Here is a 25,298-nt window from a genome sequence, read left to right as displayed (position 1 = left end):
AGGACGTCACATGACGACTCCGTTCACCACGACCCAGACCGGCACCCCGGTCGCGAGCGACGCGCACTCGCTGACCGTGGGTGCGGACGGGCCCACCGTCCTGCACGACCGGTACCTGGTCGAGAAGCTCGCGTCGTTCAACCGCGAGCGCGTGCCCGAGCGCAACCCGCACGCCAAGGGCGGCGGCGCCTTCGGCGAGCTCGTCGTCACCGAGGACGTGTCGCAGTACACCCGCGCCGCCGTCTTCCAGAAGGGCGCCACGAGCGAGACCCTGCTGCGCTTCTCCTCCGTCGCCGGCGAGCAGGGCTCCCCCGACACCTGGCGCGACGTGCGGGGCTTCTCCCTGCGCTTCTACACCACCGAGGGCAACCTCGACATCGTCGGCAACAACACGCCGACCTTCTTCCTGCGCGACGCGATGAAGTTCCCGGACTTCATCCACTCGCAGAAGCGCCTCGGCGCCTCCGGCCTGCGCGACGCCGACATGCAGTGGGACTTCTGGACCCTGTCCCCGGAGTCCGCCCACCAGGTCACCTACGTGATGGGCGACCGCGGCCTGTCGAAGTCGTGGCGACACCTCAACGGCTACGGCTCGCACACGTACCAGTGGGTCAACGCCGAGGGCGAGCGCTTCTGGGTGCAGTACCACTTCCTGTCGAACCAGGGCGTGGAGCACATGTCGCCCGAGGACGCCGAGCGCATCGCCGGCCAGGACGCGGACTACTACCGCCGCGACCTGTACGAGGCGATCGACCGCGGCGAGTTCCCCTCGTGGGACGTCTACGTGCAGGTCATGCCGTACGAGGACGCGAAGACCTACCGCTTCAACCCGTTCGACATGACGAAGACCTGGTCGAAGAAGGACTACCCGCGCATCAAGGTCGGGACGTTCACGCTGAACCGCAACCCGCGCAACTTCTTCGCCGAGATCGAGCAGGCAGCGTTCTCGCCGGGCAACCAGGTGCCGGGCACCGGCATCTCGCCGGACAAGATGCTCATGGCCCGTGTCTTCTCCTACCCGGACGCGCAGCGCCACCGCATCGGCACCAACTTCAACCAGCTGCCGGTCAACCAGCCGCACGCCGCCCCTGTCGCGAACTACATGCACCAGGGCAACATGCAGTACCACTTCAACGGCCCGGAGCACCGCGTCTACACGCCGAACTCGTTCGGCGAGGCCGGCGGCCCCGTGGCCGACCCGCTGCGCGGCGTCGAGTCGGCCTGGGAGTCCGACGGCGAGCTGATGCGCTCGGCGCAGACCCTGCACTCCGAGGACGACGACTTCGGCCAGGCAGGCACGCTGTACCGCGAGGTCTTCGACGACGCCGCCAAGGCGCGCTTCCTCGAGACCCTCACGGGGCAGGGCCTCGCGATCACGATCGACGAGATCCGGGAGCGCTTCTTCGCCTACTGGACGAACGTCGACGCCGAGCTCGGCGCGAAGCTCCGCTCGGAGGTCTCCGCCGGCCACGTCCCGACGCCGGTCGCCGAGGGCACCGGCCCCGACGTCGAGCCCGTCGGCATCTGACCGACACACCGCACGCCCCGCGTCGTCGCGCCCGCCCGTCCGGCGGGCGCGGCGGCACGGTGCAGCCGAGGCCGGGTCCCCGCGACCCGGCCTCGGCTGCTCTCCGCCCGCCCCGCGCGGTGCGAAGATGGAGCCCATGAGCAGCAGCATCCCCGCCACCCCGACCGCACCCGACCAGGCGCCCGAACAGGCGCCCGACCACGCGACCGCGGCCGGCTCCCCCGGCGACGGCGTCAACGAGGCCACGCGCGACATCGCCGACGTCGCCGCCGTCGAGGTCATCACCACCGCCGCCGTCCACCTCATGAGCGCCGCCGCGGTGAAGTGCGGGCTGGCCGAGGACGCGGACGCGGCCGACCACCTCGACCTCGACGAGGCCCGCAAGCTCATCACTGCGCTCGCCGCCCTCGTCACCGCGAGCGCCCCGGACGTCGGGAACCAGCACGCGCGCTCGCTGCGCGACGGCCTGAAGTCCCTCCAGCTCGCGTTCCGCGAGGCGTCCGTGGTCCCGGACGCCCCCGGCGAGGGCCCCGGCGAGAAGTACACCGGCTCCGTGGTCTGATCCCTCCCGCCATGTCCGCACCCCAGCAGCCGCCTGCATGGCCGCCGCAGCAGCCCGCCCGGACGCCGGGGGGACGCGCGACGGGCGGACCCGCGACTGCCGGGCACGCGACGGCCGGGCACGCGACGACCGGTCCCGCGACGACCGGTCCCGCGGCGACCGGACACGCGGCGGCAGGGCGGCCCGGGCGCCGGCCCGCGGTGCTCGTGCTCGCGGTCCTGCTCGTCGCGGCGCTGGGGCTGGGGGGCTACCTGTGGCTGACGACCGTGCGGTGGCAGGCGGACAGTGCCGGGTGGGAGTCCGAGGCCCGGGGCTACGCGGACCGGGTCGCCACGCTGCAGGCCGAGCTCGAGGCCACGGGCGCCGAGCTGGTGGCCTCCCGCGAGCAGCTGGCCACCGCCACCGCGCGCATCAGCGACCTCGCCAACGAGAAGGCGCAGCTCGGGGACGAGAACGTCACCTCCCAGCAGTACCTCGACTACCAGACCCAGGTGAGCGAGGCGGCCGGCGCGGTCGCGTCCGCCATGGACGAGTGCATCCAGGCGCAGTCGCAGCTCATCGGGTACCTCGAGGACCGCGACGCGTACGACCCGAAGGACCTCGACCGGTTCGCCACCGACGTCGCCGCGCTCTGCCGGCAGGCCGACCGCGCCCACGACCAGCTCGAGCGCGAGCTGGTGCAGGGCCAGGCGCCGTGACCGGTCCCCTCCGGCCTGCCCGGGCCGCGGCCGCCGGCGCCCTGGCCCTGCTGCTCTCGTCGTGCGGGGTGCTGCCCGCGCTCCCCGACCCGGTGCCGAGCGACGTCGTGCCGACCCGGGCCGCCCCGTTCGCGTCGCCCCCGGCCGCCGCGGACGGCCAGCTCTCCCCCGACGGTTTCGACGCCGTCCAGCGCATGGCGGTGCGCATCCGCAACGTGGGGTGCGACGGCCTGTCGACCGGCTCGGGGTTCGCCGTCGACGAGCACACGCTGATCACGAACCGGCACGTCGTCGCGGGCTCGGAGTCGCTGCAGGTGAGCACCTACGACGGCCGCGACATCGAGGTGACCGCGGCCAGCACGGCGGGCCTCGCCGACCTTGCCGTCGTCCGCACCGAGGACCCGCTGCCCAGCTTCCCGGAGCTCGCCGACGCCGACCCCCGACCCGGCGACGTCGTCGACGTCGTCGGGTACCCGGAGGGCGGTGAGCTGACGATCACCGCGGGCGAGGTCATCGGCTCCACGACGGACCCGCTGCACGAGAACCTCGGCGACGTGCTGATCACGGACGCCCCGGTCGAGCCGGGCTCGTCGGGGTCGGCCGCGATCGACGCCGACGGGCGGGTCATCGGCGTCGTCTACGCCAAGACGGCCGACGGCCACTCCCTGCTCGTGCCGCGCTCGACCGTGCTGGACGTGCTGTCCGACGCGGACGCCTTCAGCGCGCTGCCGCCCTGCCCCTGACCCGAGGGGCGAGGGACGGCGCCAGCGCGGCGACGACGCGCCGGCTCAGCGCGCCGCGCCCACCCGCAGCTCGAGGGAGTCGACCCGCTCGGAGATCACCGTCGACGCACCGAGCCGCGCGTTGACCTGGCCGAGCACCCGGTCGAGGCCGGCCCGGTCCAGGCCCGGGTCGAGCGCGAGCACGACCGCCACCTCGGCACGACGACCCGGCTCCGCGTGGGCGCGCACGACGTGCTGCACCGGCGCGGCGGCGTCCGCCACGGCGGCGGCCACCTCCGCATCGACGACGACGCCCGGGCCGGAATCTTGCCCCGCGCCCGAGCTGCTCCGCGGCCCGGCGGCGCCCGCGGGGACGAGTGCGGGGCGCCACGGGTTGCCCTGCGCCAGCGCCCAGACCGCGGGGCGCGGCACGTGCACGGTGACAGGCCCGGCGGGGTCGACGACGAGCAGCGACCAGTCCTCGCTCACCGCGGACAGCGCGGCACGGGGCGCCTCCACCGGGACCGGACGCGCGTCCGCACGCCAGGCCCGCATGGCGTCGACGGACGTGAAGACGGGCAGAGCGCGGCGCCCGTCGGGTGTCTCGACCGCGACGACGCCGGCCGCCGCCTCCTTGTCCGCATGGAGCTCCTTGCCGCCCGTGGAGACGACCTCGGAGACGGTGGCCTCGGCGAGGACCGGCACCAGCACCCGCGTCTGCGCCAGCCGGGCCACGACGTCCGCCAGCGGCGCGCGGCCCGCGGCGTGCTCGCCCAGGAGGCGGGCCAGCTCGGCGTCGGCCGAGCCGTCGTCACCGGCGAACTGCGACGTCGGCTGGATGGAGCGCAGGTGGCCCGGGAGCCCCTGCCCCTGGTCGCCGGCGCCCGGCGTCCCGCCGTCGTCGACGCTCACGGCCGGCCCGCCACGTCGAGCGCCTCGGGCAGCGTGAACGCCCCGGCGTACAACGCCTTGCCCACGACCGCGCCCTCCACGCCGTCGGGGACGAGGGCCCGCAGCGCCTCGAGGTCGGCCAGCGACGAGATCCCGCCCGAGGCGACGACCTTCGCGGGCGTGCGCGAGGCGACATCGCGCAGCAGCTCCACGTTGGGGCCGCGCAGCGTGCCGTCCTTGGTGACGTCGGTGACGACGTACCGCGCGCAGCCGGCCTCGTCGAGGCGGGCGAGCACCTCCCACAGGTCGCCGCCCTCCTTCGTCCAGCCGCGGGCCGCCAGGGTGGTGCCGCGCACGTCCAGCCCGACGGCGACGGCGTCGCCGTAGCGGTCGATCACCGACGCCGTCCACTCCGGGTCCTCGAGCGCGGCGGTGCCGATGTTCACCCGGCGGGCGCCGGTCGCGAGCGCCGCGTCGAGGGAGGCGTCGTCGCGGATCCCGCCCGAGAGCTCGACCTGCACGTCGACCTCCGCGACGACCCGGGCCAGGAGCTCCGCGTTGGAGCCCCGGCCGAACGCCGCGTCCAGGTCGACCAGGTGCACCCACTCCGCGCCGCCGCGCTGCCAGTCCAGGGCGGCGGCGAGCGGGTCGCCGTACGACGTCTCCGAGCCGGCCTCCCCCTGCACGAGGCGGACGGCCTGGCCGCCTGCGACGTCGACGGCGGGCAGCAGGACGAGGCGGTCGGTCATGTGCATGTACTCCAGATCGGTGTGGTGGCGGTCAGAGCGAGCGGACCCAGTTCTCCAGCAGGGTCGCGCCGGCGTCGCCGGACTTCTCGGGGTGGAACTGGGTGGCGGACAGCGGCCCGTTCTCGACGGCGGCGACGAACCGCGCCCCGCCGGTCGGGTGCTCCGCCGTGGCGCCGTGACGCGCCCAGGTGACCAGCGGCGGCCGGTAGCGCGGGTCGGCGGCGGCGTCGTGGCCCTGGGTGAACTCCTGGGCCGCGTAGGAGTGCACGAAGTAGAAGCGCTCGTGCTCGACGCCGGCGAACAGCCGGGAGCCGGCGGGCACCTCGACCGGGGACCAGCCCATGTGCGGCACGACGGGGGCGTCGAGCCGTTCGACGACGCCGGCCCACTCGCCCAGGCCCTCGGCCCGTTCGCCGTGCTCGACGCCCGCGTCGAACATGACCTGCATGCCCACGCAGATGCCGAGCACCGGACGCTGGCCGGCGAGCCGCCGGTCGACGACCCGGTCGCCGCCGACGGCCCGCAGGCCCTCCATGCAGGCGGCGAAGGCGCCGACGCCGGGCACGACCAGGCCCGCGGCGTCGCCCGCCCGGCGCACGTCGGCGGTCAGCTCGACGGCGGCGCCGACCCGCTCGAGCGCCCGGACGGCGGAGCGCACGTTCCCGAAGCCGTAGTCGAGCACCACGACCTGCGGCCGGCCCGGGCCCGTGGTCCGGGTGCGGGGGTTCAGCTCCGCGGCCGCGCCGCCGTCCGGCAGCAGGGCCGGGAGGTCAGGGGCCTGGGTCTCGGTCATCGCGTCCTCCGAAGGGGGCGGGGTCACTGGCGCTTGCGGGCCTTGCGCGCCGCCCCGGAGAGCATGCGCACGGCCTTCAGCCGGCCGATGCCCGACGACGCGACGACGCCCGGCAGGTCGGAGGCCTGCAGCTGGCCGGTGAGCAGGTCCTCGAGCGCCTCGGGGGCGCCGCCGAGCACCAGGCCCGGCGGCAGCTCGCCCTCGGCGGCGCCGTCCTGGTACCGCACGCAGGTGAGCTGCTCGCCCCACCGGGTGACGAGGACCAGCGGGACGCCGGCGACGAGCTTCGAGATCGCGGTCGCCGCCCGGTCGGGTGCGTCGTCGCTCGTGTCGCGCAGGATCGCCAGCGCGCCGACCGGCGTGGGCGCGGCGTCGACGTCGAGCTCGGCCAGCGCGCAAGCGGCGGCGAGCGGCTCGGCGCCCGCGATCTGGGTGATGAGCACGGCCAGCTCGGGGTCCTTGCGCGCGCCGGTCAGCGACCAGAGGTCGTCGGGGATCTCGAGGCCCTCGGGCAGCGGGTCGGACGAGTCGCCGGGGCGCTGCCCGGGTGTCGGCTCGGGGAGATCGGGGTCGGTCATGCGGCTACAGCGCACCCTTCGTGGACGGGACGCCCTCGACGCGGGGGTCGCGGGCGACGGCGGCGCGCAGCGCGCGCGCGAGCGCCTTGAACTGGGCCTCGACGATGTGGTGCGGGTCGCGGCCCGCGAGGACCCGCACGTGCAGGCAGATGCCGGCGTGGTGGGCGACCGACTCGAGCACGTGGCGCGTGAGCGACCCCGTGAAGTGCCCGCCGATGAGGTGGTACTCCTGGCCGGCGGGCTCGCCCTCGTGGACCAGGTACGGCCGGCCGGACACGTCGACGACGGCGAGCGCCAGCGCCTCGTCCAGCGGGACGGTGGCGTCGCCGAAGCGGGAGATGCCCTGCTTGTCGCCGAGCGCGATCCGCAGCGCCTCGCCGAGCACGATCGCGACGTCCTCGACCGTGTGGTGGGCGTCGATGTGCGTGTCGCCCGTCGCCTTGACGGTGAGGTCGACCAGCGAGTGCTTGCCCAGCGCCGTGAGCATGTGGTCGTAGAACGGCACGGTGGTCGAGACGTCCGTGCGCCCGGTGCCGTCGAGGTCGAGCTCGACGACGACGCTCGACTCGCTCGTCGTCCGCTCGACCCGCGCTGTCCTGTGCTCGTGGGTCGGCGCGTCCTGCTGCTGCATCAGTCCTCCAGCTCGGTGAGCACGTCGGTCAGGGCGTCGCGGAACGCCGCGGTCTCGTCCGGGGTGCCGACGGAGACCCGCAGCCACCCCTCGGGCCCGGTCTCGCGGATCAGCACGCCGCGGTCGAGCAGGCCCTGCCACACGGCGTGCCGGTCGTCGAACGTGCCGAACAGCACGAAGTTCGCGTCGGAGTCGGCCACCCGCAGCCCGGCTCCGCGAGAGGTCTGGGCGCGCAGCCACGCCACCAGGGCGTCGCGCTCGGCGCGGAGCGACTGCACCTGGGCGAGGAGCTCGTCGTGGTGGGCGAGCGCGCCCCGGGCCGCCGCCTGGGTCACCGCCGACAGGTGGTACGGCAGCCGCACGACGCGCAGCGCGTCGACCAGGGGCTTCGACCCCGCGAGGTAGCCCAGCCGCAGCCCGGCCGCGGCGAACGCCTTCGACATCGTGCGCGAGACCGCGAGGTTCGGGTGGTCCGCGAGCAGCTCCAGGGCCGAGGGCGTCCCCGGCCGCCGGAACTCCGCGTAGGCCTCGTCGACGACGACGACCGCGCCGGCCCGGCGCCCGCCGGCCTCGGGGGCGTCGGCGACCTCGACGCGGGCCGCGGCCTCGAGGACGGCCTCGACCATCGCGAGGGGCAGCGCGGTGCCGGTCGGGTTGTTCGGGCTGGCCAGCAGGACCACGGACGGGCGCTCGCGCTCGATCGTCGCGACCGCGACCTCGACGTCGAGCGTGAAGTCCTCGGCACGTCGGCCGGTGACCCATCGCGTGTGCGTGTCCCGCGCGTACTCGGGGTACATCGAGTAGGTCGGGGCGAACGAGACCGCGGTGCGGCCCGGGCCGCCGAAGGCCTGCAGCAGGTGGAGCATGACCTCGTTCGAGCCGTTCGCGGCCCAGACCTGCTCCGCGGCCAGGCGCACCCCGGACTCGCGCCCCAGGTAGGCCGCGAGGTCCTCGCGCAGCGCGGTGAAGTCGCGGTCGGGGTACCGGTGGAGGCCGCGCGCGGCCGCGGCGACCTCGCGGGCGATGGTGGCGACGACCGCCTCCGACGGCGCGTGCGGGTTCTCGTTGACGTTCAGGAGCACCGGCACGTCGAGCTGCGGGGCGCCATACGGCACCTCGTCGGCGAGCTCGGGGCGCAGCGGCAGCCGGGCGTCGCCGACGGACCGCGGGGGCGCGGAGACGGGGGGCGGGAAGGACACGTCACCAGTCTACGGAACCGCCGGGGCCCCCTGGCGTGGCGTCCGTCGCACGGGACGGACACCAGGTGCTCGCGGTCCGGACCTCGTCCTCAGGCGAGCACGACGTCGCCCCCGGAGACCGTCACCTCGATCGGGGCGAGCGGCTCGGGCGCCGGCCCGCCGAGCACGGCCGCGTCCTCGAGCGCGTACCGCGACTGGTGGCAGGGGCACAGGAGCTCCCCATCCCCCGGCTTCACCGCGCAGCCCTCGTGGGTGCAGATCGCGCTGAACGCGTGCACCTCCCCCTCGGCGGGCTGCGTCACGAGGACGTCCTGGCCGCCGACCGTCGCGGCCACCGACCCGCCCACGGGCACGTCCGCGAGCGCCACGACGACGGTGCCCGAGCCGGCCTCGCCGGCCGACTCGGCGGCGTCCCCCGGGTCGGGGCTCTCCTCGCCGCACGCCGCGACGACGCCGACCCCCACCACGGCGCCCGCGGCGACCCCCGCGCCACGCAGCAGCTGACGCCGGGTCGTGCCGCACCCGGGACAAGGTTGGTGGACGCCGGGACCCGTACCGACGGGGGCGGTCCGTTCCGGGGCGGCGAGCTGTTCGGGCATGCGGTCCTCCGGTGGTCGGTCCCCGGGCGGGCCGGTCGTGCAGGTCAGCGGTGCCGGACCGGTCGTGCCGGGTGACCCGAGGAGTGGCAGCATGTCCATCATGGGCGACTCACCCGCACCCGTGCCACCCGCAGGCGGTGACGCGCGGTCCCGGCCACCGGTCGCCCGGGGGTGGCGGTGGGTCGCCGCGCTCGGCGTCCTGGTCTCCGCGGTGGTGCACGTGCTGCTGTACGTCGACGGGTACGACACCATCGCCGTCGTCGGCCCGTTGTTCCTGCTCAACGCGGTGGCGGGCGTCGTGCTCGCCGTCCTGCTCGTCGTGTGGCGGCACTGGCTGCCGCTCGTCGGGGGCATCGGGTTCGGCGCGCTGACCCTGCTCGCGTTCGTCCTGTCCACGACGGTGGGGTTCTACGGCGTGTCCGAGTCGTTCGCCGGCACGAACGAGCTGATCGCGGCCGGTTCCGAGATCGTCGCGGTCGTCGCGTCCGCGGCCGCGCTGCTGCGGGAGAACCTGCGCTGAGCTCCCGCCGCGCGGCCGGCTGTGGACGGCGATGGCACGGGGGTCGGACCCGGCCCCTACGATCGCAGGTGTGAGTCACCCCGACGACCCGTACGCCGACCTCGTATTCGCGCCGACGGACGACGACGTCCCGCCCCCGGACGACGTCGTGCCCGGCCCCGACGACGCAGCGCCACCCGCAGGCACGGCGCGCGGAGCCGCGCCGGCCGCGCGCCCGAAGGGTTCGGCGGGCCCGGATGCCAAGACGAGCACGACGAGCACGCCGAGCACGCCGGGCGGGGCCGACGACGCGACCCGGCGGGCCAAGCTCGCGATGCTCCGCGGCCTGCTCGACAGCGCCGGCGAGGGCGGCGGCACGCTCCGCGAGCAGGCGGAGGAGGCGCTGCGCGCGCTCGTCGGCCGCGACGACGCCGCGCTGCGGGAGGACCAGTGGCGGGCCATCGAGGCGCTGGTCGCCTTCCGCCGCCGGGCGCTCGTCGTGCAGCGCACGGGGTGGGGCAAGTCGGCGGTGTACTTCGTCGCCACGAGCCTGCTGCGCGCCCGCGGCGCGGGCCCGACGGTGATCGTCTCGCCGCTGCTGGCCCTCATGCGCGACCAGATCGCGGCGGCCGCGCGCGCCGGGATCCGCGCCGTCACCATCAACTCCGCCAACGTCACGGAGTGGGACGCGGTGCACGCCTCCATCGCCGCGGGCGAGGTCGACGTGCTGCTGTGCTCGCCGGAACGGCTCAACAACCCCGGCTTCCGCGACGAGGTGCTCCCCCGCCTCGCCGCAGACGCCGGCCTCGTCGTGATCGACGAGGCGCACTGCATCTCCGACTGGGGTCACGACTTCCGGCCGGACTACCGGCGCATCCGCACCCTGCTCGCCGACCTGCCGCCGGGCATCCCCGTCCTCGCGACGACGGCCACGGCCAACGCCCGCGTGACGGCCGACGTCGCGGAGCAGATGGCGATCCACGGCGACGCCGAGGGTGGCAACGGCGGCAACGACGAGGGCGCGGCGGGAGGTCGGGAGGCCGGCGACGTGCTCGTGCTGCGCGGCGGCCTGGACCGCGAGTCGTTGCACCTCGCCGTGCTGGAGCTGGGCGACCAGCCCACCCGCGTGGCCTGGCTCGTCGAGGCGCTGCAGGACGTCGAGGGGTCCGGGATCGTCTACTGCCTCACCGTCTCGGCCGCGGAGCAGGTTGCCGAGCAGCTGCGCGCCGACGGCCTCGCCGTCGCCGCGTACACCGGCCGCACCGACCCCACGGAGCGCGAGCAGCTCGAGACCGACCTCAAGGAGAACCGCGTCAAGGCGCTGGTCGCCACGTCCGCGTTGGGCATGGGGTTCGACAAGCCCGACCTCGCGTTCGTCGTGCACCTGGGGGCGCCGTCGTCGCCCATCGCCTACTACCAGCAGGTGGGCCGCGCCGGGCGCGGCGTCGACGACGCGGTCGTCGTGCTGCTGCCCGGCCACGAGGACCGGGCGATCTGGGACTGGTTCGGGGCACAGGCCTTCCCCGCGGAGCCGCAGGTACGGGCCACGCTCGCCGCCCTGGGCGAGGCGGGCGCGCCGATGTCGACGGCCGCCCTCGAGACAGTCGTCGACCTCAAGCGGTCGCGCCTGGAGACCATGCTCAAGGTGCTGGACGTCGACGGCGCGGCCCGCCGGGTGCAGGGCGGCTGGGTCGCCACGGGGCGCGAGTGGGCCTATGACGCCGAGCGCTACGCGCGGGTCGCGGCCACCCGTGACGCCGAACAGCAGGCCATGCTCGACTACGTCGCGTCGGACGGCTGCCGGATGGCGTTCCTGCGCGCCCAGCTCGACGACCCCGAGCTGCCCGACGGATGGCGGTGCGGCCGGTGCGACCGGTGCGACGGCGTCACCCTGCCGCCGCCCCCGGACGCCGAGACGATCGCCGCGGCGCGCGCCGACATGGACCGCCCCGGGGTCGAGGTCGAGCCCCGCAAGATGTGGCCGTCAGGCCTGGCGACGCTCGGCCTGGACCTCAAGGGCCGCATCTCCCCGGCGGAGCAGGCCGAGGCGGGGCGTGCGGTCGCGCGCCTCGACGGACTCGGCTGGTCCGCGCCCCTGCGCGACCTCTTCGCGGCCCAGACGCCCGACGGCGAGGTCCCGGTACCGCTGCGCCACGCGGCCGCGCGCGTGCTGGACGACTGGGACGCGATCCACGCCGCATCCGACGGCGGTCCAGCCGGTTCAGCAGGCACCGAGGGCGACGCCGGCGAGCGACGACTCCTCGTCGAAGGGGTCGTGGCCGTGCGCTCGGCCACCCGCCCTCAGCTGACGTATCACCTCGCCTCCGGCCTGGCCGCGTACCTCGGCGTGCCGCTGGTCGGCGCGGTCGGGCCGGCCGCCGGTGCGGAGGCGCCCGGCCGCCACGACGTGAACTCCGCGATGCGCCTCGCCGGGGTGGCGAAGCGGCTGCGTCTCGAGCTGGGCGAGCAGGCGCTGGCGGGCCTCGCCGGCCGTCGCGTGCTGCTCGTGGACGACTGGACAGAGTCGGGCTGGACCTTGACCGTCGCCACCCGGCTGCTGCGCGAGGCCGGCGCGGCCGCGGTCCACCCGTTCGTGCTGGGCGTGCGCTGACGCGCCCGGGGCTGGGGCGTCGAGGCTGACCCGCCGGCGCCGCCCCGGCCCGGCAAGCGGCGCAGCCGGACGGCGCGGCCGGGCGGGGCGGCCGAGGGCGGGCGGCGCTGCCGGGCGGCGCGGCCGGGCGACGCCTACGACCCGAGCAGCCCGCGCACGTCGCCGGCGGCGAGGGTGCGGGCGAAGGTCCCGCCCGCGTCGTCCATGACGGCGTCGAAGAGCCGGGCCTTGCGCCGGGCGAGCGCCATGACCTTCTCCTCGACGGTGTCCGCCGCCACCAGGCGGGTCACCACGACGGAGCGCGTCTGGCCGATGCGGTGCGTGCGGTCGATGGCCTGCGCCTCCGCGGCGGGGTTCCACCACGGGTCGAGCAGGAAGACGTAGTCCGCCTCGGTGAGGTTGAGCCCGACGCCGCCCGCCTTGAGGCTGATGAGGAAGACCGGCGCTTCGCCCTCCGTGAAGGACCGGATCACGTCGCCGCGCCGACGCGTGGCGCCGTCGAGGTAGGCCGCGTCCAGCCCGGCCCCGGTGCACCGCTCGCGGACCCGGCCGAGGAACGACGTGAACTGGGAGAACACCAGTGCGCGGTGGCCCTCGGCCGCGATCTCGACCAGCTGGTCCATGAGGACGTCGAGCTTGGCGGACGGCACGCGCGCATAAGCGTCGTCGACGAGCGAGGCGTCGAGGGCGAGGCGCCGTAGCGTGGTCAGCGCGCGGAACACCGCCACCCGGTTGGCGTCGAAGTCCTCCAGCAGCCCGAGCAGCCGCTGGCGCTCGCGCTGCAGGTGCGTGTCGTAGACCTTGCGGTGGTCGGGCGCCAGCGGCACCCGGAGCACGCGCTCCTGCCGTTCGGGCAGCTCGGGGGCGACCTGCTCCTTGGTCCGCCGGAGCATGAGCGTGCGGATGCGGCGCCGGAGCCGAGCGAGCGCGCGGTTCCCGGCGGCGACGACCTGCGGGTCGTCGTCCTTTCCGGCGGCGTCGACGAGGCGGGCCGTCTCCGCGCGGAACCGGTGCATCGACGGGTACAGCCCCGGGGCGACGATCGCGAGCATCGCCCACAGCTCCATGAGGTTGTTCTCCAGCGGCGTCCCGGTGATCGCGAGCTTGAACGGTGCGCGCAGCAGGCGCGCCGTCTCGTTCGCGCGGGTGCGCGGGTTCTTGGCGGTCTGCGCCTCGTCGAGCACCAGGCCGCTCCAGCCGAGCGCGGAGAACGCGTCGAAGTCGAGCCGGAACACGGCGTAGGAGGTGACGAGCACGTCGGCCCCCGCGACGAGCTCCGGCAGGCTCGTGCCGAGCTTGCGCGCCGTGGCCGGCATCGTCACGACCCGCAGGCCCGGCGTGAACCGGGCGGCCTCGTCGGTCCAGTTGCCCACCACGGACGCGGGCGCGACGACGAGGAACGGTGGGGCGCCCGGCGCCGCCTCGCGGGCGTGCGCGAGGAACATCAGGGTCTCGAGGGTCTTGCCGAGGCCCATGTCGTCGGCGAGGATCCCGCCCAGCCCGTGCCCCCACAGGAAGGCCAGCCACTCGAAACCCTGGCGCTGGTAGTCCCGCAGCGTCGCCCGGACCCCGGAGGGCACCGCGAGCGGCGCGGGGAGCTCCCGCCCCGAGGCGAGAGCGGCGAGCGCAGCGGCACGGCGCCGCCACTCGTCCGACGCCTCGACCACGTCCGCGACGTCCTCGAGCTCGCCCCACAGGTGGGTGTCGTAGGCGCTCACCCGAGCGGTGCCCGGCCGGTCGCTCAGGGCGGTGGCCTCGGCGATGAGGTCGCGCAGGCGACCCAGCACCGGCTGGTCGAGCCGCAGCCACGACCCGTCGACGAGCAGGAGCCTCGAGTCGCCGCGCGCGAGGGCGGTGAACAGGCGCGTGAAGGGCAGCTCCTTGCCCGCGACGGTCACGGTGATCCCGAGGTCGAGCCAGTCGGAGCCGCCCGACGGCGCGCCCGAGACCACCACCCGCGGCGCCGCGTCGAGGTGCAGGTAGTCCGGCACGTGGTCGGCGTCGACCCGGACGTCGCCCGCGGCGGCGAGCGCCGGGAGCACCCCGTGCGCGAGGTCGAGCGCGTCCAGGCCCGTGAACCGTCGCGACGCGCCCAGCTCGAAGCGCTCGAACCCGGGCACGCCCCGCACGGTCGCCTGCGCCTTCTCGCGGATCTCGGCCTCGGCGCGCGCGTCGCGCAGGAGGTCGGACGGCGCGCCGTCGAGCGGGACGGCGCGCGGCGCGCCCGCGGTGCTCGGGTACTCGAAGATCCAGGTCAGCTCGGCGTCGTCCGGGGCGGCGAAGGCCGCGCGGGCGACGAGGACGGGCCGCGGTGGCTCAGGCAGCACGACGCTCCCGTCCGAGACGACGTGCGTCGCGCGCCGCAGGATCGGCAGGTGCTCGGCGTACAGCTCGTCGACGTCCGCCGACGGTACGTCGACGGCCCCGACCTCGACCAGGTCGCGTGTCACGTCGCCCAGCCGCCGCGGCGCCGGCCCGAGCCGCAGCACGGTCCGCCGGCCGGGCGTCTCGACGGCATACAGGCCGGTGTCGCCGACGCACCCGAGCTGCGCCGACCGGTCGGCGTCGGCGCCGTCGAACGCGACGACCGGCGACAGCCGCACGCCGTCGTCCGTGGCGCCGACCTCGAGCCGCGGCTCGGCCGACCGCGCCAGGTGCACCTCGTCGCGGGCGCCGTGCCCGACGAGCGGCACGTCGAGGTCGGCGGCCGCGGCCAGCAGCGACCACACCCCGCGGCCGCCGGCGGCCAGCGGGCGCCAGGCCTGCCGGCTCCGGCCGTACCCCCCGCTCCCGCCCAGGGCGGCGCCCAGGTCGGCGAACCAGCGACGGACCTCGGGCGCGGGCGTGGCGCGCACGTCGGCGAACGCGTACAGGCCCGTGGCGAGGGCCTCCCAGCTCGCCTCCGACGCGACGCGCCAGCCGTCGTCCCGTGCCGGGACCACGGGGCGGACCGACAGCCCGGGCGGCTGGTCGCCGAACGCGCCGTCGAGGCGGAACCGCAGCGCGACCCGTAGGACACCGCCCGCGCCGCGACCCGCAGCCCCACCGGCGCCGCCGCGCGTCACGGAGCCGAGCCGGCCCCGCCACCCCTCGTCCGGGCCGGCCCCGCCCTCGGGGCCCTGCCGGCCGTCCTCCCGGACGTGCAGCAGGACGGCGGCGACGTGCTTGCACTCCGCCCGCACCGGGCAGGTGCAGGTCGAGGCGTCGAAGACGTAGCGCCCGTCGTCGACGTCGAACCAGATGCGGCACCCGTACGGCTGGGGCTCGCTGCCAGTGACCCGCGCGCTGAGGACGAGCGCGTCGGCGTCCCAGCGCCAGGAGGCGACCATGCCCGCGCGCTGGTAGCCCTGCGCGCGGCGGAACGCCGCGGCGCCCACGACGTCCCCGATCGCGATCGGGTCGAGGCGGGGCGGGGCGGCGGGCACGGGGTACATGCTCGCACGCGGCCCGACATGCGGCGCGACCCGCTTGGCACACTATTCCCACGGCCGGCGCTCGATCCCGGGTCGCGCGGCCCCCGGGCTACCGCTGGCCGGCGGCTACCGGAACCGGCCGCGGACCGCCTCGCCGTGCGCGGGCAGGTCCTCGTCGTCCGCGACGGCGACGATCCGCTCGGCGACCTCCTCGAGGGCGTCGCGCGTGTACTCGATCACCTGCACCGACCTCAGGAAGGCGTGCACCCCGAGCCCGCTCGAGAAGTGCGCGGACCCGCCGGTGGGCAGCACGTGGTTCGACCCCGCCATGTAGTCCCCCAGGGAGACCGGCGACCACGGGCCCACGAAGATCGCGCCCGCGGAGCGCACCCGGTCGGCCAGCTCGGACGCGCCCTCCGCCTGGATCTCCAGGTGCTCCGCGCCGTACGCGTCGACGACCGCGAGCCCGTGCTCGAGGTCGTCCACGAGCACGACCGCCGACTGCGGGCCGCCGAGCGCCTGCAGCACGCGCGCGGAGTGCTTCGTCGCGCCCGCCAGGTCGCTGAGGCGGGCCTCGACCGCACCGGCGAGCTCCACCGCGGGGGTGACGAGCACCGAGGCCGCCATCGGGTCGTGCTCGGCCTGGCTGATGAGGTCGAGGGCGACGTGCCCCGGGTCCGCGGTCTCGTCCGCGAGCACCGCGATCTCCGTCGGTCCCGCCTCCGCGTCGATGCCGACCACGCCGCGCACCAGCCGCTTGGCGGCCGCGACATACACGTTGCCGGGCCCGGTCACGACGTCGACCGGCTCGCACAGCACCGCGCCGTCCTGCGGCTCGCTGCCCGCGACGCCGTAGGCGAACATCCCGACCGCCTGCGCCCCGCCGACCCCGTAGACCTCGTCCACGCCGAGCAGGGCGCACGCCGCGAGGATCGTCGGGTGCGGAAGGCCCCCGTTGTCCTTCTGCGGCGGCGACGCGACGGCGAGGCCTGGCACGCCGGCCTCCTGCGCCGCGACGACGTTCATGATCACCGACGAGGGGTAGACCGCCCGCCCGCCGGGGACGTACAGGCCGACCCGCTGCACCGGGATCCAGCGCTGGCGCACGACGGCGCCCTCGCCGAGCGTCGTCGCGTGCTCCTGCGGCGTCTGCGCCGCGTGCACGGCCCGGACGCGGCGGATCGCCTCCTCGAGTCCTGCGCGGACGACCGGGTCCAGGCCGGCCAGCGCGTCGGTCAGCGCGGCCGCGGGGACGCGCAGATGTTCCGGGCGCACGCCGTCGAAACGCTCGGACAGGTCCCGCAGCGCGGCCGCGCCCCGGGCGCGGACGTCGGCGAGGATCGGGGTGACGGACCGGGTGGCCTCGTCCACCCCGATCTCGGGGCGCGGCAGCACCCCGAGCAGCTCGGTGCGGGACAGCGCGCGCCCGCGGAGGTCGATGCGTCGGATCACCCGGCCAGTCTAGGCGGGTCGATCCCGGGCGCGGCAGGAGCGCCGCCCGGTGGACGCCCGCCGCGGGTCGGCAGGCGACAATGGGCGCATGAGCTCCCCGATCGAGGTCCCCATCAGCGACGACATGATCCGCCTGGGCCAGTTCCTCAAGCTCGCGGGGCTCGCCGAATCCGGCAACCACGCGCGCGACCTCGTCGCCGACGGCGAGGTCGCGGTCAACGGCGAGCCCGAGACGCGCCGGGGCCGACAGCTGCTGCGCGGCGACCGGGTGACGGTGAGCACGCCGGACGGCGAGGAGTCCGCCGTCGTCGCCTGAGCCGCACCGTCGTCGCCGGCGCTCGCCATGACCTCGTCGCTCGGCGAGGGCGGCGTTGCTTCGCGCCCACGACGCGTCAGGCCATGTAGGCGCTCGCCATGACCTTGTCCGGGCTGAGGCGCAGGACCACGCGCGCGGGGTCGTGCTCGAGCTGCCGGTAGCGGCGCGCGTACCGCCCGACGGCGTCGGCGACCTCGTCCGGGTCGTCGACCACCTCGATCGTGCCCTCCAGCGTGAGCCAGCGACCGCCGTCCACCTGGCACACCGCGGCGCGCGGTGACCCGCCGTCCGCGGCCGGCCGGGCGGCGTTGGCGGCCTTGACCGACGTCCGCTTGGTGGTGATCCGCAGCACGCCGGCGTCGGGGTCCCACGTGAACGCGACCGGCACCACGTGCGGCGAGCCGTCCGCGCGCAGGGTGGTGAGCGTCGCCAGGTGCCGCTCCGTGACGAACACGAGCTGCTCGGGGTTGAGTCGGATCACGCGGGCGAGCCTACGCGTCCCGCAGGGGCGGACCGACCGGAGCCGGAACCGGAACGCGCCCAGCGGGTGACCGCGCCGAGCGGCGACCGCGCCGAGCAGACCCGACCGACGGAAGTCGACAGGCAGAGACGTGCCGAGCGAGCCCGCCGACGGAAGCCGACAGGCCGAGCGGACCGGAACGGTCGCCCGTCGAGCTCAGAACCCGAACGTCATGATGGGCGGCACCCGGGTGCCGTGCCGACCGGCGTCGTGCATGGCACGCAGGAGGGCTAGCTCGTGCGGCACCACCGGGTCGGGCAGCGCGACGAAGGCGAACCAGCGCAGGTCGGCCGCCTTCGCGGGCTCGCGGACCTCCAGGTCGCCGCGCCAGCGGGTCGCGGTGAAGACGAAGTCGACGCGCTGCTCCAGCGCGGGGCCGCCCGGCTCGCCGCGATGCATCGTCGTGACGGGGACCAGGTCGTCCGCCTCGACGTGGACCCCGAGCTCCTCGGCGACCTCGCGCACCGCGGCGCGCTCGACCGACTCCCCCGGCTCCACGTGACCGGCCGCGGCGGCCGCCCAGTGCCCGTCCCTGAACCCCGTCCCGGCGCGCAGCTGCAGCAGCACCTGCCCCTCGCGGCGCAGGTAGACGTACACGGCGGGCACGACCCGGAAGCGGTGGTCCGCGGAACCGTCGTCCCACGGCGAGGGCGTCTCGACAGGCTCGACCGGCGAGGGTGCGCCGCCCGGCGGCGGGGGCATGCTCATGACAGGCAGCTCGGGCCGAGCAGCGCCTTGAGGTCGCCGAACAGCGCCGGCGACTTCTCGACCCGCAGCGTGTCGGCCGCCCGCACGACGGTCCGCTTGCCCGGTTCGTGCACGCTCACGTGCACCTCCGCCGAGCCGGGGTGCGTCGCGAGCACCTCGCGCAGCCGCACCATGACGGGCTCCACGCACCGCGTGTGCGGCACGGTCACCTGCACGGGGGCGTCGGCGACGGCCGACGTGTCGGGCAGCGAGACCTCCATGGCCTGCAGCTGCATCTGGTCGTCCCGCCGCCGGACGCGGCCGCGCAGGGTGACCACCTGGTCCTCGGCGAGGATCGTGGAGTACGCGAGGTAGGTCTCGCCGAAGAACATCACCTCGACGGCGCCCTCCAGGTCCTCGATGGTCACGGCCGCCCACGGGTTGCCGTTCTTGCTCATCTTGCGCTGCACGCTGGTGAGCAGGCCCGCGACCGTCACCTGGGAACCGTCGGCACGGCCCTCGTCGGCCATGAGCGTGGCGATCGACGTGTCCGCGGCCCGCGCCAGCACGTGCTCGAGGCCGGACAGCGGATGGTCGGAGACGTACAGGCCGAGCATCTCCCGCTCGAAGGCCAGCCGCTGCTTCTTGTCCCAGTCCGGCAGGTCGGGCACGTCGACCGCGAACGACATCCCGGCGTCGTCCGCCTCGCCGCCGAAGCCCGCGAACAGGTCGAACTGACCCTCGGCCTCCTTGCGCTTCACGCTGATCACGGAGTCGACGGCCTGCTCGTGCACGACCAGCAGCGCACGGCGCGGGTGGCCGAGGGAGTCGAACGCCCCGGCCTTGATGAGCGACTCGATGGTCCGCTTGTTGCACACCACGGCGGGCACCTTGTCGAGGAAGTCCGTGAAGGAGGCGAAGGCCCCCTTGGACTCGCGCGTCGCGATGATCGCGTCGACCACGTTGGCGCCGACGTTGCGGATCGCCGTGAGGCCGAACCGGATGTCCGAGCCGACGGCGGTGAACTTCGCGGCCGAGTCGTTCACGTCCGGCGGGAGCACCGTGATGTGCATGCGGCGGCACTCGTTCAGGTAGAGCGCCATCTTGTCCTTGTCGTCGCGCACGCTCTGCAGCAGCGCGGCCATGTACTCCGTGGGGTAGTTCGCCTTGAGGAACGCGGTCCAGTACGACACGAGCCCGTATCCCGCGGAGTGCGCCTTGTTGAACGCGTAGCCCGCGAACGGCACCAGCGTGTCCCACACCGCCTGGATCGCGGGCTTGGAGTAGCCGCGCTCCTTCATGCCCGCCTCGAACGGCACGAACTCCTTGTCGAGGATCTCCTTCTTCTTCTTGCCCATCGCGCGGCGCAGCAGGTCCGCCTGGCCGAGCGAGTACCCGGCGAGGATCTGCGCGGCGCGCTGCACCTGCTCCTGGTAGACGATCAGGCCGTGGGTCTCGTCGAGCACCTCGGACAGCGGCTCCGCCAGCTCCGGGTGGATCGGCTCGATCTGCTGCAGGCCGTTCTTGCGCAGCGCGTAGTTGATGTGCGAGTTCATGCCCATCGGCCCCGGCCGGTACAGCGCGATGACGGCGGAGACGTCCTCGAAGTTGTCGGGCCGCATCTGGCGCAGCAGGGAGCGCATCGCGCCGCCGTCGAGCTGGAAGACGCCGAGCGTGTCGCCACGGGCGAGGAGGTCGTAGGTGGCCTTGTCGTCGAGCTCCACCGTCTCGATCGCGACGGGCTCCTTGCCGTTCATCACGATGTTCTCGAGCGCGTCGTCGAGGATCGTGAGGTTGCGCAGCCCGAGGAAGTCCATCTTGATCAGGCCGAGGCCCTCGGACGTCGGGTAGTCGAACTGGGTGATGACCGCGCCGTCCTGCGGGCGGCGCATGATCGGGATGATGTCGATCAGCGGGTCGCTGGACATGATGACGCCCGCCGCGTGCACGCCCCACTGCCGCTTGAGGCCCTCGATACCGCGCGCCGTCTCCACGACCCGCTGGGCCTCGGGGTCGGCGTCGTGCACCGCCCGGAACTCGGCCGCCTCGGCGTATCGCTCGTGCTTCGGGTCGAAGATCCCGGACAGCGGGATGTCCTTGCCCATGACCGCGGGGGGCATGGCCTTGGTGAGCTTCTCCCCCATCGCGAACGGGAAGCCGAGCACCCGGGAGCCGTCCTTGAGGGCCTGCTTGGCCTTGATCGAGCCGTACGTGACGATCATCGCCACGCGGTCGTCGCCGTACTTCTCCGTGACGTATCGGATCACCTCGGCGCGCCGGCGCTCGTCGAAGTCGACGTCGACGTCGGGCATGGAGACGCGCTCGGGGTTGAGGAAGCGCTCGAAGATGAGCCCGTGCTTCAGCGGGTCGAGCTCGGTGATCCCCATGACGTAGGACACCATCGACCCGGCGGCGGAGCCACGGCCCGGGCCCACCCGGATGCCCTGCTCCTTGGCCCAGTTGATGAAGTCGGCCACCACGAGGAAGTACCCCGGGAAGCCCATCTGGATGATGACCTCGACCTCGTAGTCGGACTGCTTGCGCACGTCGTCGGGGATGCCGTCGGGGTAGCGGCGACGCAGGCCCGCCTCGACCTCCTTGACGAACCAGCTGATCTCGTCCTCCCCGTCGGGGACGGGGAACCGAGGCATGTAGTTGGCGCCGGTGTCGAAGGAGACGTCGCATCGCTCCGCGATGAGCAGCGTGTTGTCGATCGCCTCCGGCAGCTCCGCGAACAGGCGGCGCATCTCCGCGCCCGACCGGACGTAGAAGCTGTCGCCGCTGAACGCGAACCGGCTGCCGCCCTGGTCGTAGGTGGGCTCGTCGAGCGTCGACCCGGAGTTCACCGCGAGGAGCACCTCGTGCGAGTGGGAGTCCTCCTGCTTGGTGTAGTGGAGGTCGTTCGTCGCCACCAGCGGCGCACCGATGTGCTCGGCGAGGCGCAGCAGGTCCTTGGTGGTGCGGGACTCGATCTCGATCCCGTGGTCCATCAGCTCGACGAAGAAGTTCTCCTTGCCGAGGACGTCCTGCAGCTCGCCCGCCGCGCGCACGGCCTCGTCCCACTGCCCCAGCCGCAGCCGCGTCTGGACCTCGCCGGACGGGCAGCCCGACGTGCCCATGAGGCCCTTGCCGTACGTCTCCAGCAGCTCGCGGTCCATCCGCGGCCACTTGCCCATCTGGCCGTCGAGCGACGCCAGCGACGACGCGCGGAACAGGTTGTGCATGCCCTCGTTGTCGCGCGCCCACAACGTCATGTGCGTGTAGGCGCCACCGGCCGAGACGTCGTCGCGACGCTGGTGCTTCTCGCCCCAGAGCACCTTGGTGCGGTCCTGCCGGCTGGTGCCCGGGGTCACGTACGCCTCGACGCCGATGATCGGCTTGATCCCGTACTTCTGCGCGGTGCTCCAGAAGTCGAAGGCGCCGAAGAGGTACCCGTGGTCGGTGATGGCGATGGCCTTCTGGCCCAGCCGCTGCACCTCGCTGAACAGGTCGTTCATCCGCGCCGCGCCGTCGAGCATCGAATACTCGGTGTGCACGTGCAGGTGAACGAAGTCATCGGTCGACGACGAGCTGTTCGAGGTGGTGTCAGCCGGCATGCGAGGAGTCTTCCAGGGGGGACCGACACGATCCAGCGACCTCGCCGCGGTTCTTCTCACACGCGTACAGTGCTGCCGAGCCGCCCCCAGACGAGGAGGTCCCGTGGCGTCAGTGACCAGCGCCGACGTCGCGCGCGAGGCGGGCGTGTCGAGGACGACCGTCAGCTACGTCCTCAACGACACCCCCGGTGTCTCGGTGTCCGCGGCCACCCGCGAGCGGATCAGGGCCGCCGCCGCCCGCCTCGGGTACGCCCCCTCGGCGGCGGCGAGGACGCTCCGCCGGGGCCGGAGCGACCTCGTCGTGGCGGTCCTCCCGGACTGGCCGACGGGCCCCGTCATCGACGCCCTGCTCGACCACCTCACCGACGTCCTCGCCACGCGCGGGCTCTTCGTGCTCGTGCACCATCACCGCGACTCCCGCGACCTCGCCGACCTGTGGCGGGCGGTCACGCCCCGCGCGGTCGTCGGCCTCGCGCCGTTCGCCCCCGCGGACGTGGCCGCGATGCAGCGGGCGGGCATCCAGGTGGTGGGCAGCCGGGAGCCGGCCGGGGACGGCACCCCGGCCGACGGCGACGGCTTCGACCGGTCCCAGCGCGGCATCGGCGCGCTGCAGGTCGAGCACCTGGCCGCGGCGGGGCACACGCGCGTCGCGGTCGCGACGACCGGCGACCCGCGCCTGCGCCGCTTCGCCGACGCGCGGTGGGCGGGCGCCCGCGAGGCCTGCCGCGCGGGCGGCCTGGCCGAGCCCGTGCGGGCCACGGTCCGTGACGACGAGCCCGCGACCGACGTGGTGGCGGCCTGGCGCGCCGCAGGCGTCACCGCCGTCGCGGCCTACAACGACGAGGTGGCCCTCGCGGTGCTGGCCGGCGCTCGCGGGGCGCGCCTGGCGGTGCCGGGCGACCTCGCCGTGATCGGGGTCGACGACGCCCCCGCCGCCCGGGTCTCGGCCCCGCCCCTGACGACCGTGGCGCAGCCCGTGGACGCGCAGGCGGAGCACCTGGCGGCGGAGGTGATCGCCGCGCTCGACGGCGTCGAGCCGCCCCCGTTCCCCCGCGACCCGGCGTACGTCGTCGTCCGCGACTCCGCCTGAGCGCGACGCGGCCCGACCCGTCCGCCCCGACCCGGCGACCCCGGTCCGGCGACCGCGCGGACGCGGGCGCCCGGACCCACGAGGGTCCGGGCGCCCGCGGCGCGGCCTCAGGGCGCCGGGTAGTCGACCACGTACTCCGGCACCCCGGACGTCGACGGTGGCACGGCGTCGCCCACGCCGTTGACCACGTGGTTGATCGTCCCCGCGCTGAGGTTCACCGTCATGACGTGGTGGAGGCGCACCCCGGGCGCCTCGGGCACCGAGAACCCGTTCTCGGTGACGATGCCCGGGTTGTTCTGGTTGAACACGTACACCCCGGCACCGAACAGCCGGTGCCGCTCGACGTCGTCGCCGACCGTGTACCCCTCCCAGCCGAGGGTGCCGTCCGGCTGCGTCCAGTCCGCCTGCGTCGGGGGGTCGTACGGCAGCTCGTTCTGGTAGAGCACGACGGTGCCGTCCTCGCCGTCCCAGATCGTGTTGTGCTCCTGGAAGTGCTCGACGAAGAGCCCCGTCGCGGTGACCCGGTCGCCGTTCACGACCACGCCGTTGCGGCCCGTGTTCGTGTTCCACCGCTCGGTGTCCCCGTTCACGCCGGCCGAGCCGTCGGTGGCGAAGCCCTCGACGCCGTGGTCGGCCCGCCAGACCCAGGTGTGGTCGATGAGCACGTCGTCCGCGTTCACCTCGAGCGCGACGTCGGCCTTGCCGACGTGCGGGCCGCCGACGCGGAAGTACACGTCGGAGAGCGTGACCGGGTTCTCGCCCGTGGTGCAGCGCGGGTCGATCCGCACCCACAGCGCGGACCGGGCGCAGAGGCGGTCGCGGAGCGTGTCGACCCGGTCCGCCCAGGGCGACCGGTCCGCCCTGCCCACCCGCAGGAGCACCGGGGACTCCTGCGTCCCGGCGTCGATCGTGACGCCGGCGACGACGACGCCCGACGTGTCGGCGACCGTGAGCGGCACCGCGCCGCCGACGGCCGTGAGCGTCGCGTGCCCCATCCCGAGCACCACCGTGCCCGGGCGCGTCACCTTGATGCTGCGCGCCACGTCGTAGGCCCCCGGCCTGAGCAGGAGGTGCTTGCCGCGCGCGAGCGCGGCGTTGATCGTGGCGATCCGGTCGCCCGGCCGCGCGACGTAGAAGTCCGTGATCGGCACGGTGCGGCCGGGCGTGACACCGTCGGCCCAGGAGACGCCGCGGGTCTCCTTGCGGGCGTCGGGGACGCGTACCTGGTAGCGCCCGTCGTCGTCCACGAAGAGGTACGGCTTCTCGCGGCTCACGGGGGTGGCGTCGAGCGTCGTGTAGGGGGCCGCCGGGAAGCCCGCCTCGGAGGGCGCGCCCTCCACCCCGGAGAAGACCTGGTTCCACACGCCGTTCGACCAGCCGTCGCCGAGCACGCTGTTGCGGGTGAGCCACTGCTGCTGCGACCCGTTGGTCACCGCGGTGTCGAACCTCGAGTCGGCGATGAAGCCGCCGCTCGCGTACTGCGGCCCGGCGCTGCAGTAGTCCATCAGCGACAGGGGGCCGCGCACGTCGAGGCGACGCATCGAGACCGCCTGGGAGACCGCCCAGAAGTTCGTCGTGCCCGCGCAGCCCTCCTGGCCGGCGGTGTTGACCTCGAGGGTGAGGTTCGAGATCGTCCGCCAGAAGTTGACGAGGGCGATGCAGTTGGGGTTCGTGTCGTCGCCCAGGCAGCGGTTGTGCACCTCGATCGTGCCGTTGACGGTGACGTCGCCGGGCGAGGCGCCGAGCCCCGCGACCTCGGTGTAGTAGCCGACGCCGAACTGCAGGGGGTCGGCCTGCGAGCCGTAGGTCCCGGGCAGGAAGTAGACGGCGTGGCGGTCCGCGCTCATCTCGGCGTCGACCTGCTGGGCGTGCAGCGCGTCCATGGTGGCCTGGATCTCGTCCTGCGGCGTGCCGGGCCCGAAGACGGTGACGTTCGGGCCGAGGTCCGGGTCGGTGGGATCGACCTGCTGCGCCGGCGCGGCCTGCGCCGCCGTCGTCCCTGCCAGGGCTGTCACGAGCGCTGCTCCTGCTGCGGCGAGCGGCGCCAGTCGGCGTCGCCGCCGCCGGGCGGGCACCGGCGACGCCGGTGCGGTGGGTGTGGGCATGCGTCCTCCTCGTCGAGGCCTCAGTGACTCGTGTCACTCGTCTCGAACACTAGGGCGCG

The 25,298-nt window shown here is 74.6% G+C and carries 21 protein-coding genes; 8 read left to right on the top strand and 13 right to left on the bottom strand.

Annotation, left to right across the window (positions count from 1 at the left end; all coding sequences use genetic code 11):
• Positions 1 to 10 precede the first annotated feature (10 nt).
• The 4 genes from ABD254_RS15575 (at position 11) to ABD254_RS15560 (ending at position 3,531) form a co-directional block, all read left to right on the top strand.
• Complete coding sequence (locus ABD254_RS15575) at positions 11 to 1,528, top strand: catalase (protein ID WP_344249410.1); 1,518 nt, start codon at positions 11 to 13, stop codon at positions 1,526 to 1,528.
• Between the two features lie 127 nt (positions 1,529 to 1,655).
• On the top strand, positions 1,656 to 2,090 hold the full coding sequence (locus ABD254_RS15570) for a DUF1844 domain-containing protein (RefSeq protein WP_425553819.1): 435 nt from the start codon (positions 1,656 to 1,658) through the stop codon (positions 2,088 to 2,090).
• A gap of 11 nt (positions 2,091 to 2,101) precedes the next feature.
• Positions 2,102 to 2,788 (top strand): hypothetical protein, encoded by a 687-nt coding sequence (locus ABD254_RS15565; RefSeq protein ID WP_344249406.1) that lies wholly within the window; start codon positions 2,102 to 2,104, stop codon positions 2,786 to 2,788.
• Complete coding sequence (locus ABD254_RS15560; protein WP_344249405.1) at positions 2,785 to 3,531, top strand: S1C family serine protease; 747 nt, start codon at positions 2,785 to 2,787, stop codon at positions 3,529 to 3,531. Before ABD254_RS15565 ends, ABD254_RS15560 begins: the two co-directional genes overlap by 4 nt.
• A 45-nt stretch (positions 3,532 to 3,576) precedes the next feature.
• Here ABD254_RS15560 and ABD254_RS15555 read toward each other — a convergent pair whose 3' ends face one another.
• From ABD254_RS15555 to ABD254_RS15525, 7 genes are all read right to left on the bottom strand, one after another.
• Positions 3,577 to 4,359, bottom strand: coding sequence for an SseB family protein (locus ABD254_RS15555; RefSeq protein WP_344249452.1), 783 nt, complete (start codon positions 4,357 to 4,359; stop codon positions 3,577 to 3,579).
• A 59-nt stretch (positions 4,360 to 4,418) separates the two neighbouring features.
• The gene (priA, locus tag ABD254_RS15550; protein WP_344249403.1) at positions 4,419 to 5,150 is read right to left on the bottom strand and encodes a bifunctional 1-(5-phosphoribosyl)-5-((5-phosphoribosylamino)methylideneamino)imidazole-4-carboxamide isomerase/phosphoribosylanthranilate isomerase PriA; all 732 of its coding nucleotides are present in this window, start codon (positions 5,148 to 5,150) and stop codon (positions 4,419 to 4,421) included.
• Between the two features lie 31 nt (positions 5,151 to 5,181).
• A complete protein-coding gene (hisH, locus tag ABD254_RS15545) occupies positions 5,182 to 5,943 on the bottom strand; it encodes an imidazole glycerol phosphate synthase subunit HisH (RefSeq protein WP_344249401.1) in 762 nt (253 codons plus the stop codon).
• A gap of 23 nt (positions 5,944 to 5,966) precedes the next feature.
• On the bottom strand, positions 5,967 to 6,521 hold the full coding sequence (locus tag ABD254_RS15540) for a hypothetical protein (RefSeq protein WP_344249399.1): 555 nt from the start codon (positions 6,519 to 6,521) through the stop codon (positions 5,967 to 5,969).
• Between the two features lie 4 nt (positions 6,522 to 6,525).
• A complete protein-coding gene (gene hisB / locus ABD254_RS15535) occupies positions 6,526 to 7,152 on the bottom strand; it encodes an imidazoleglycerol-phosphate dehydratase HisB (RefSeq protein ID WP_344249397.1) in 627 nt (208 codons plus the stop codon).
• Positions 7,152 to 8,351: a histidinol-phosphate transaminase gene (locus tag ABD254_RS15530; protein ID WP_344249395.1), complete on the bottom strand. Its 1,200-nt coding sequence runs from the start codon at positions 8,349 to 8,351 to the stop codon at positions 7,152 to 7,154. Before ABD254_RS15530 ends, hisB begins: the two co-directional genes overlap by 1 nt.
• 89 nt (positions 8,352 to 8,440) lie before the next feature.
• A complete protein-coding gene (locus ABD254_RS15525) occupies positions 8,441 to 8,950 on the bottom strand; it encodes a QcrA and Rieske domain-containing protein (protein ID WP_344249394.1) in 510 nt (169 codons plus the stop codon).
• A 100-nt stretch (positions 8,951 to 9,050) separates the two neighbouring features.
• Between ABD254_RS15525 and ABD254_RS15520 the strand changes: the two genes are divergently transcribed.
• Both ABD254_RS15520 and ABD254_RS15515 read left to right on the top strand, forming a co-directional pair.
• A complete protein-coding gene (locus ABD254_RS15520) occupies positions 9,051 to 9,470 on the top strand; it encodes a hypothetical protein (RefSeq protein WP_344249393.1) in 420 nt (139 codons plus the stop codon).
• A 313-nt stretch (positions 9,471 to 9,783) separates the two neighbouring features.
• Positions 9,784 to 12,060, top strand: a complete 2,277-nt coding sequence (locus ABD254_RS15515) for a RecQ family ATP-dependent DNA helicase (protein ID WP_344249450.1) — start codon at positions 9,784 to 9,786, stop codon at positions 12,058 to 12,060.
• A 134-nt stretch (positions 12,061 to 12,194) separates the two neighbouring features.
• Here ABD254_RS15515 and ABD254_RS15510 read toward each other — a convergent pair whose 3' ends face one another.
• The gene (locus ABD254_RS15510) at positions 12,195 to 15,485 is read right to left on the bottom strand and encodes a DEAD/DEAH box helicase (RefSeq protein ID WP_344249392.1); all 3,291 of its coding nucleotides are present in this window, start codon (positions 15,483 to 15,485) and stop codon (positions 12,195 to 12,197) included.
• 114 nt (positions 15,486 to 15,599) lie between these two features.
• Positions 15,600 to 16,925: a histidinol dehydrogenase gene (gene hisD / locus ABD254_RS15505; RefSeq protein ID WP_344249390.1), complete on the bottom strand. Its 1,326-nt coding sequence runs from the start codon at positions 16,923 to 16,925 to the stop codon at positions 15,600 to 15,602.
• 88 nt (positions 16,926 to 17,013) lie between these two features.
• On the opposite strand from hisD, the gene ABD254_RS15500 reads away from it, so the two are divergent.
• A complete protein-coding gene (locus ABD254_RS15500; RefSeq protein ID WP_344249389.1) occupies positions 17,014 to 17,241 on the top strand; it encodes an RNA-binding S4 domain-containing protein in 228 nt (75 codons plus the stop codon).
• Between the two features lie 76 nt (positions 17,242 to 17,317).
• Here ABD254_RS15500 and ABD254_RS15495 read toward each other — a convergent pair whose 3' ends face one another.
• The 3 genes from ABD254_RS15495 to dnaE form a co-directional block, all read right to left on the bottom strand.
• Entirely contained in the window at positions 17,318 to 17,722 is a 405-nt protein-coding gene (locus ABD254_RS15495; RefSeq protein WP_344249387.1) for a pyridoxamine 5'-phosphate oxidase family protein, read from the bottom strand.
• 195 nt (positions 17,723 to 17,917) lie between these two features.
• Entirely contained in the window at positions 17,918 to 18,469 is a 552-nt protein-coding gene (locus ABD254_RS15490; RefSeq protein ID WP_344249386.1) for an NUDIX domain-containing protein, read from the bottom strand.
• A complete protein-coding gene (gene dnaE / locus ABD254_RS15485) occupies positions 18,466 to 22,044 on the bottom strand; it encodes a DNA polymerase III subunit alpha (RefSeq protein WP_344249385.1) in 3,579 nt (1,192 codons plus the stop codon). The genes ABD254_RS15490 and dnaE overlap by 4 nt, the downstream gene beginning before the upstream one ends.
• A gap of 103 nt (positions 22,045 to 22,147) precedes the next feature.
• Here dnaE and ABD254_RS15480 point away from each other — a divergent pair, with 103 nt between their 5' ends.
• On the top strand, positions 22,148 to 23,134 hold the full coding sequence (locus ABD254_RS15480) for a LacI family DNA-binding transcriptional regulator (RefSeq protein ID WP_344249383.1): 987 nt from the start codon (positions 22,148 to 22,150) through the stop codon (positions 23,132 to 23,134).
• 107 nt (positions 23,135 to 23,241) lie between these two features.
• Here ABD254_RS15480 and ABD254_RS15475 read toward each other — a convergent pair whose 3' ends face one another.
• A complete protein-coding gene (locus ABD254_RS15475) occupies positions 23,242 to 25,239 on the bottom strand; it encodes a glycosyl hydrolase family 28-related protein (RefSeq protein ID WP_344249382.1) in 1,998 nt (665 codons plus the stop codon).
• Between the last annotated feature and the right edge of the window lie 59 nt (positions 25,240 to 25,298).

This window comes from Isoptericola hypogeus (assembly GCF_039531145.1).
GTDB classification, from domain to species: Bacteria; Actinomycetota; Actinomycetes; order Actinomycetales; family Cellulomonadaceae; genus Isoptericola; species Isoptericola hypogeus.
Note: the sequence above shows the minus strand (reverse complement) of the source record. Positions and strands in the feature narration are given on the sequence as shown.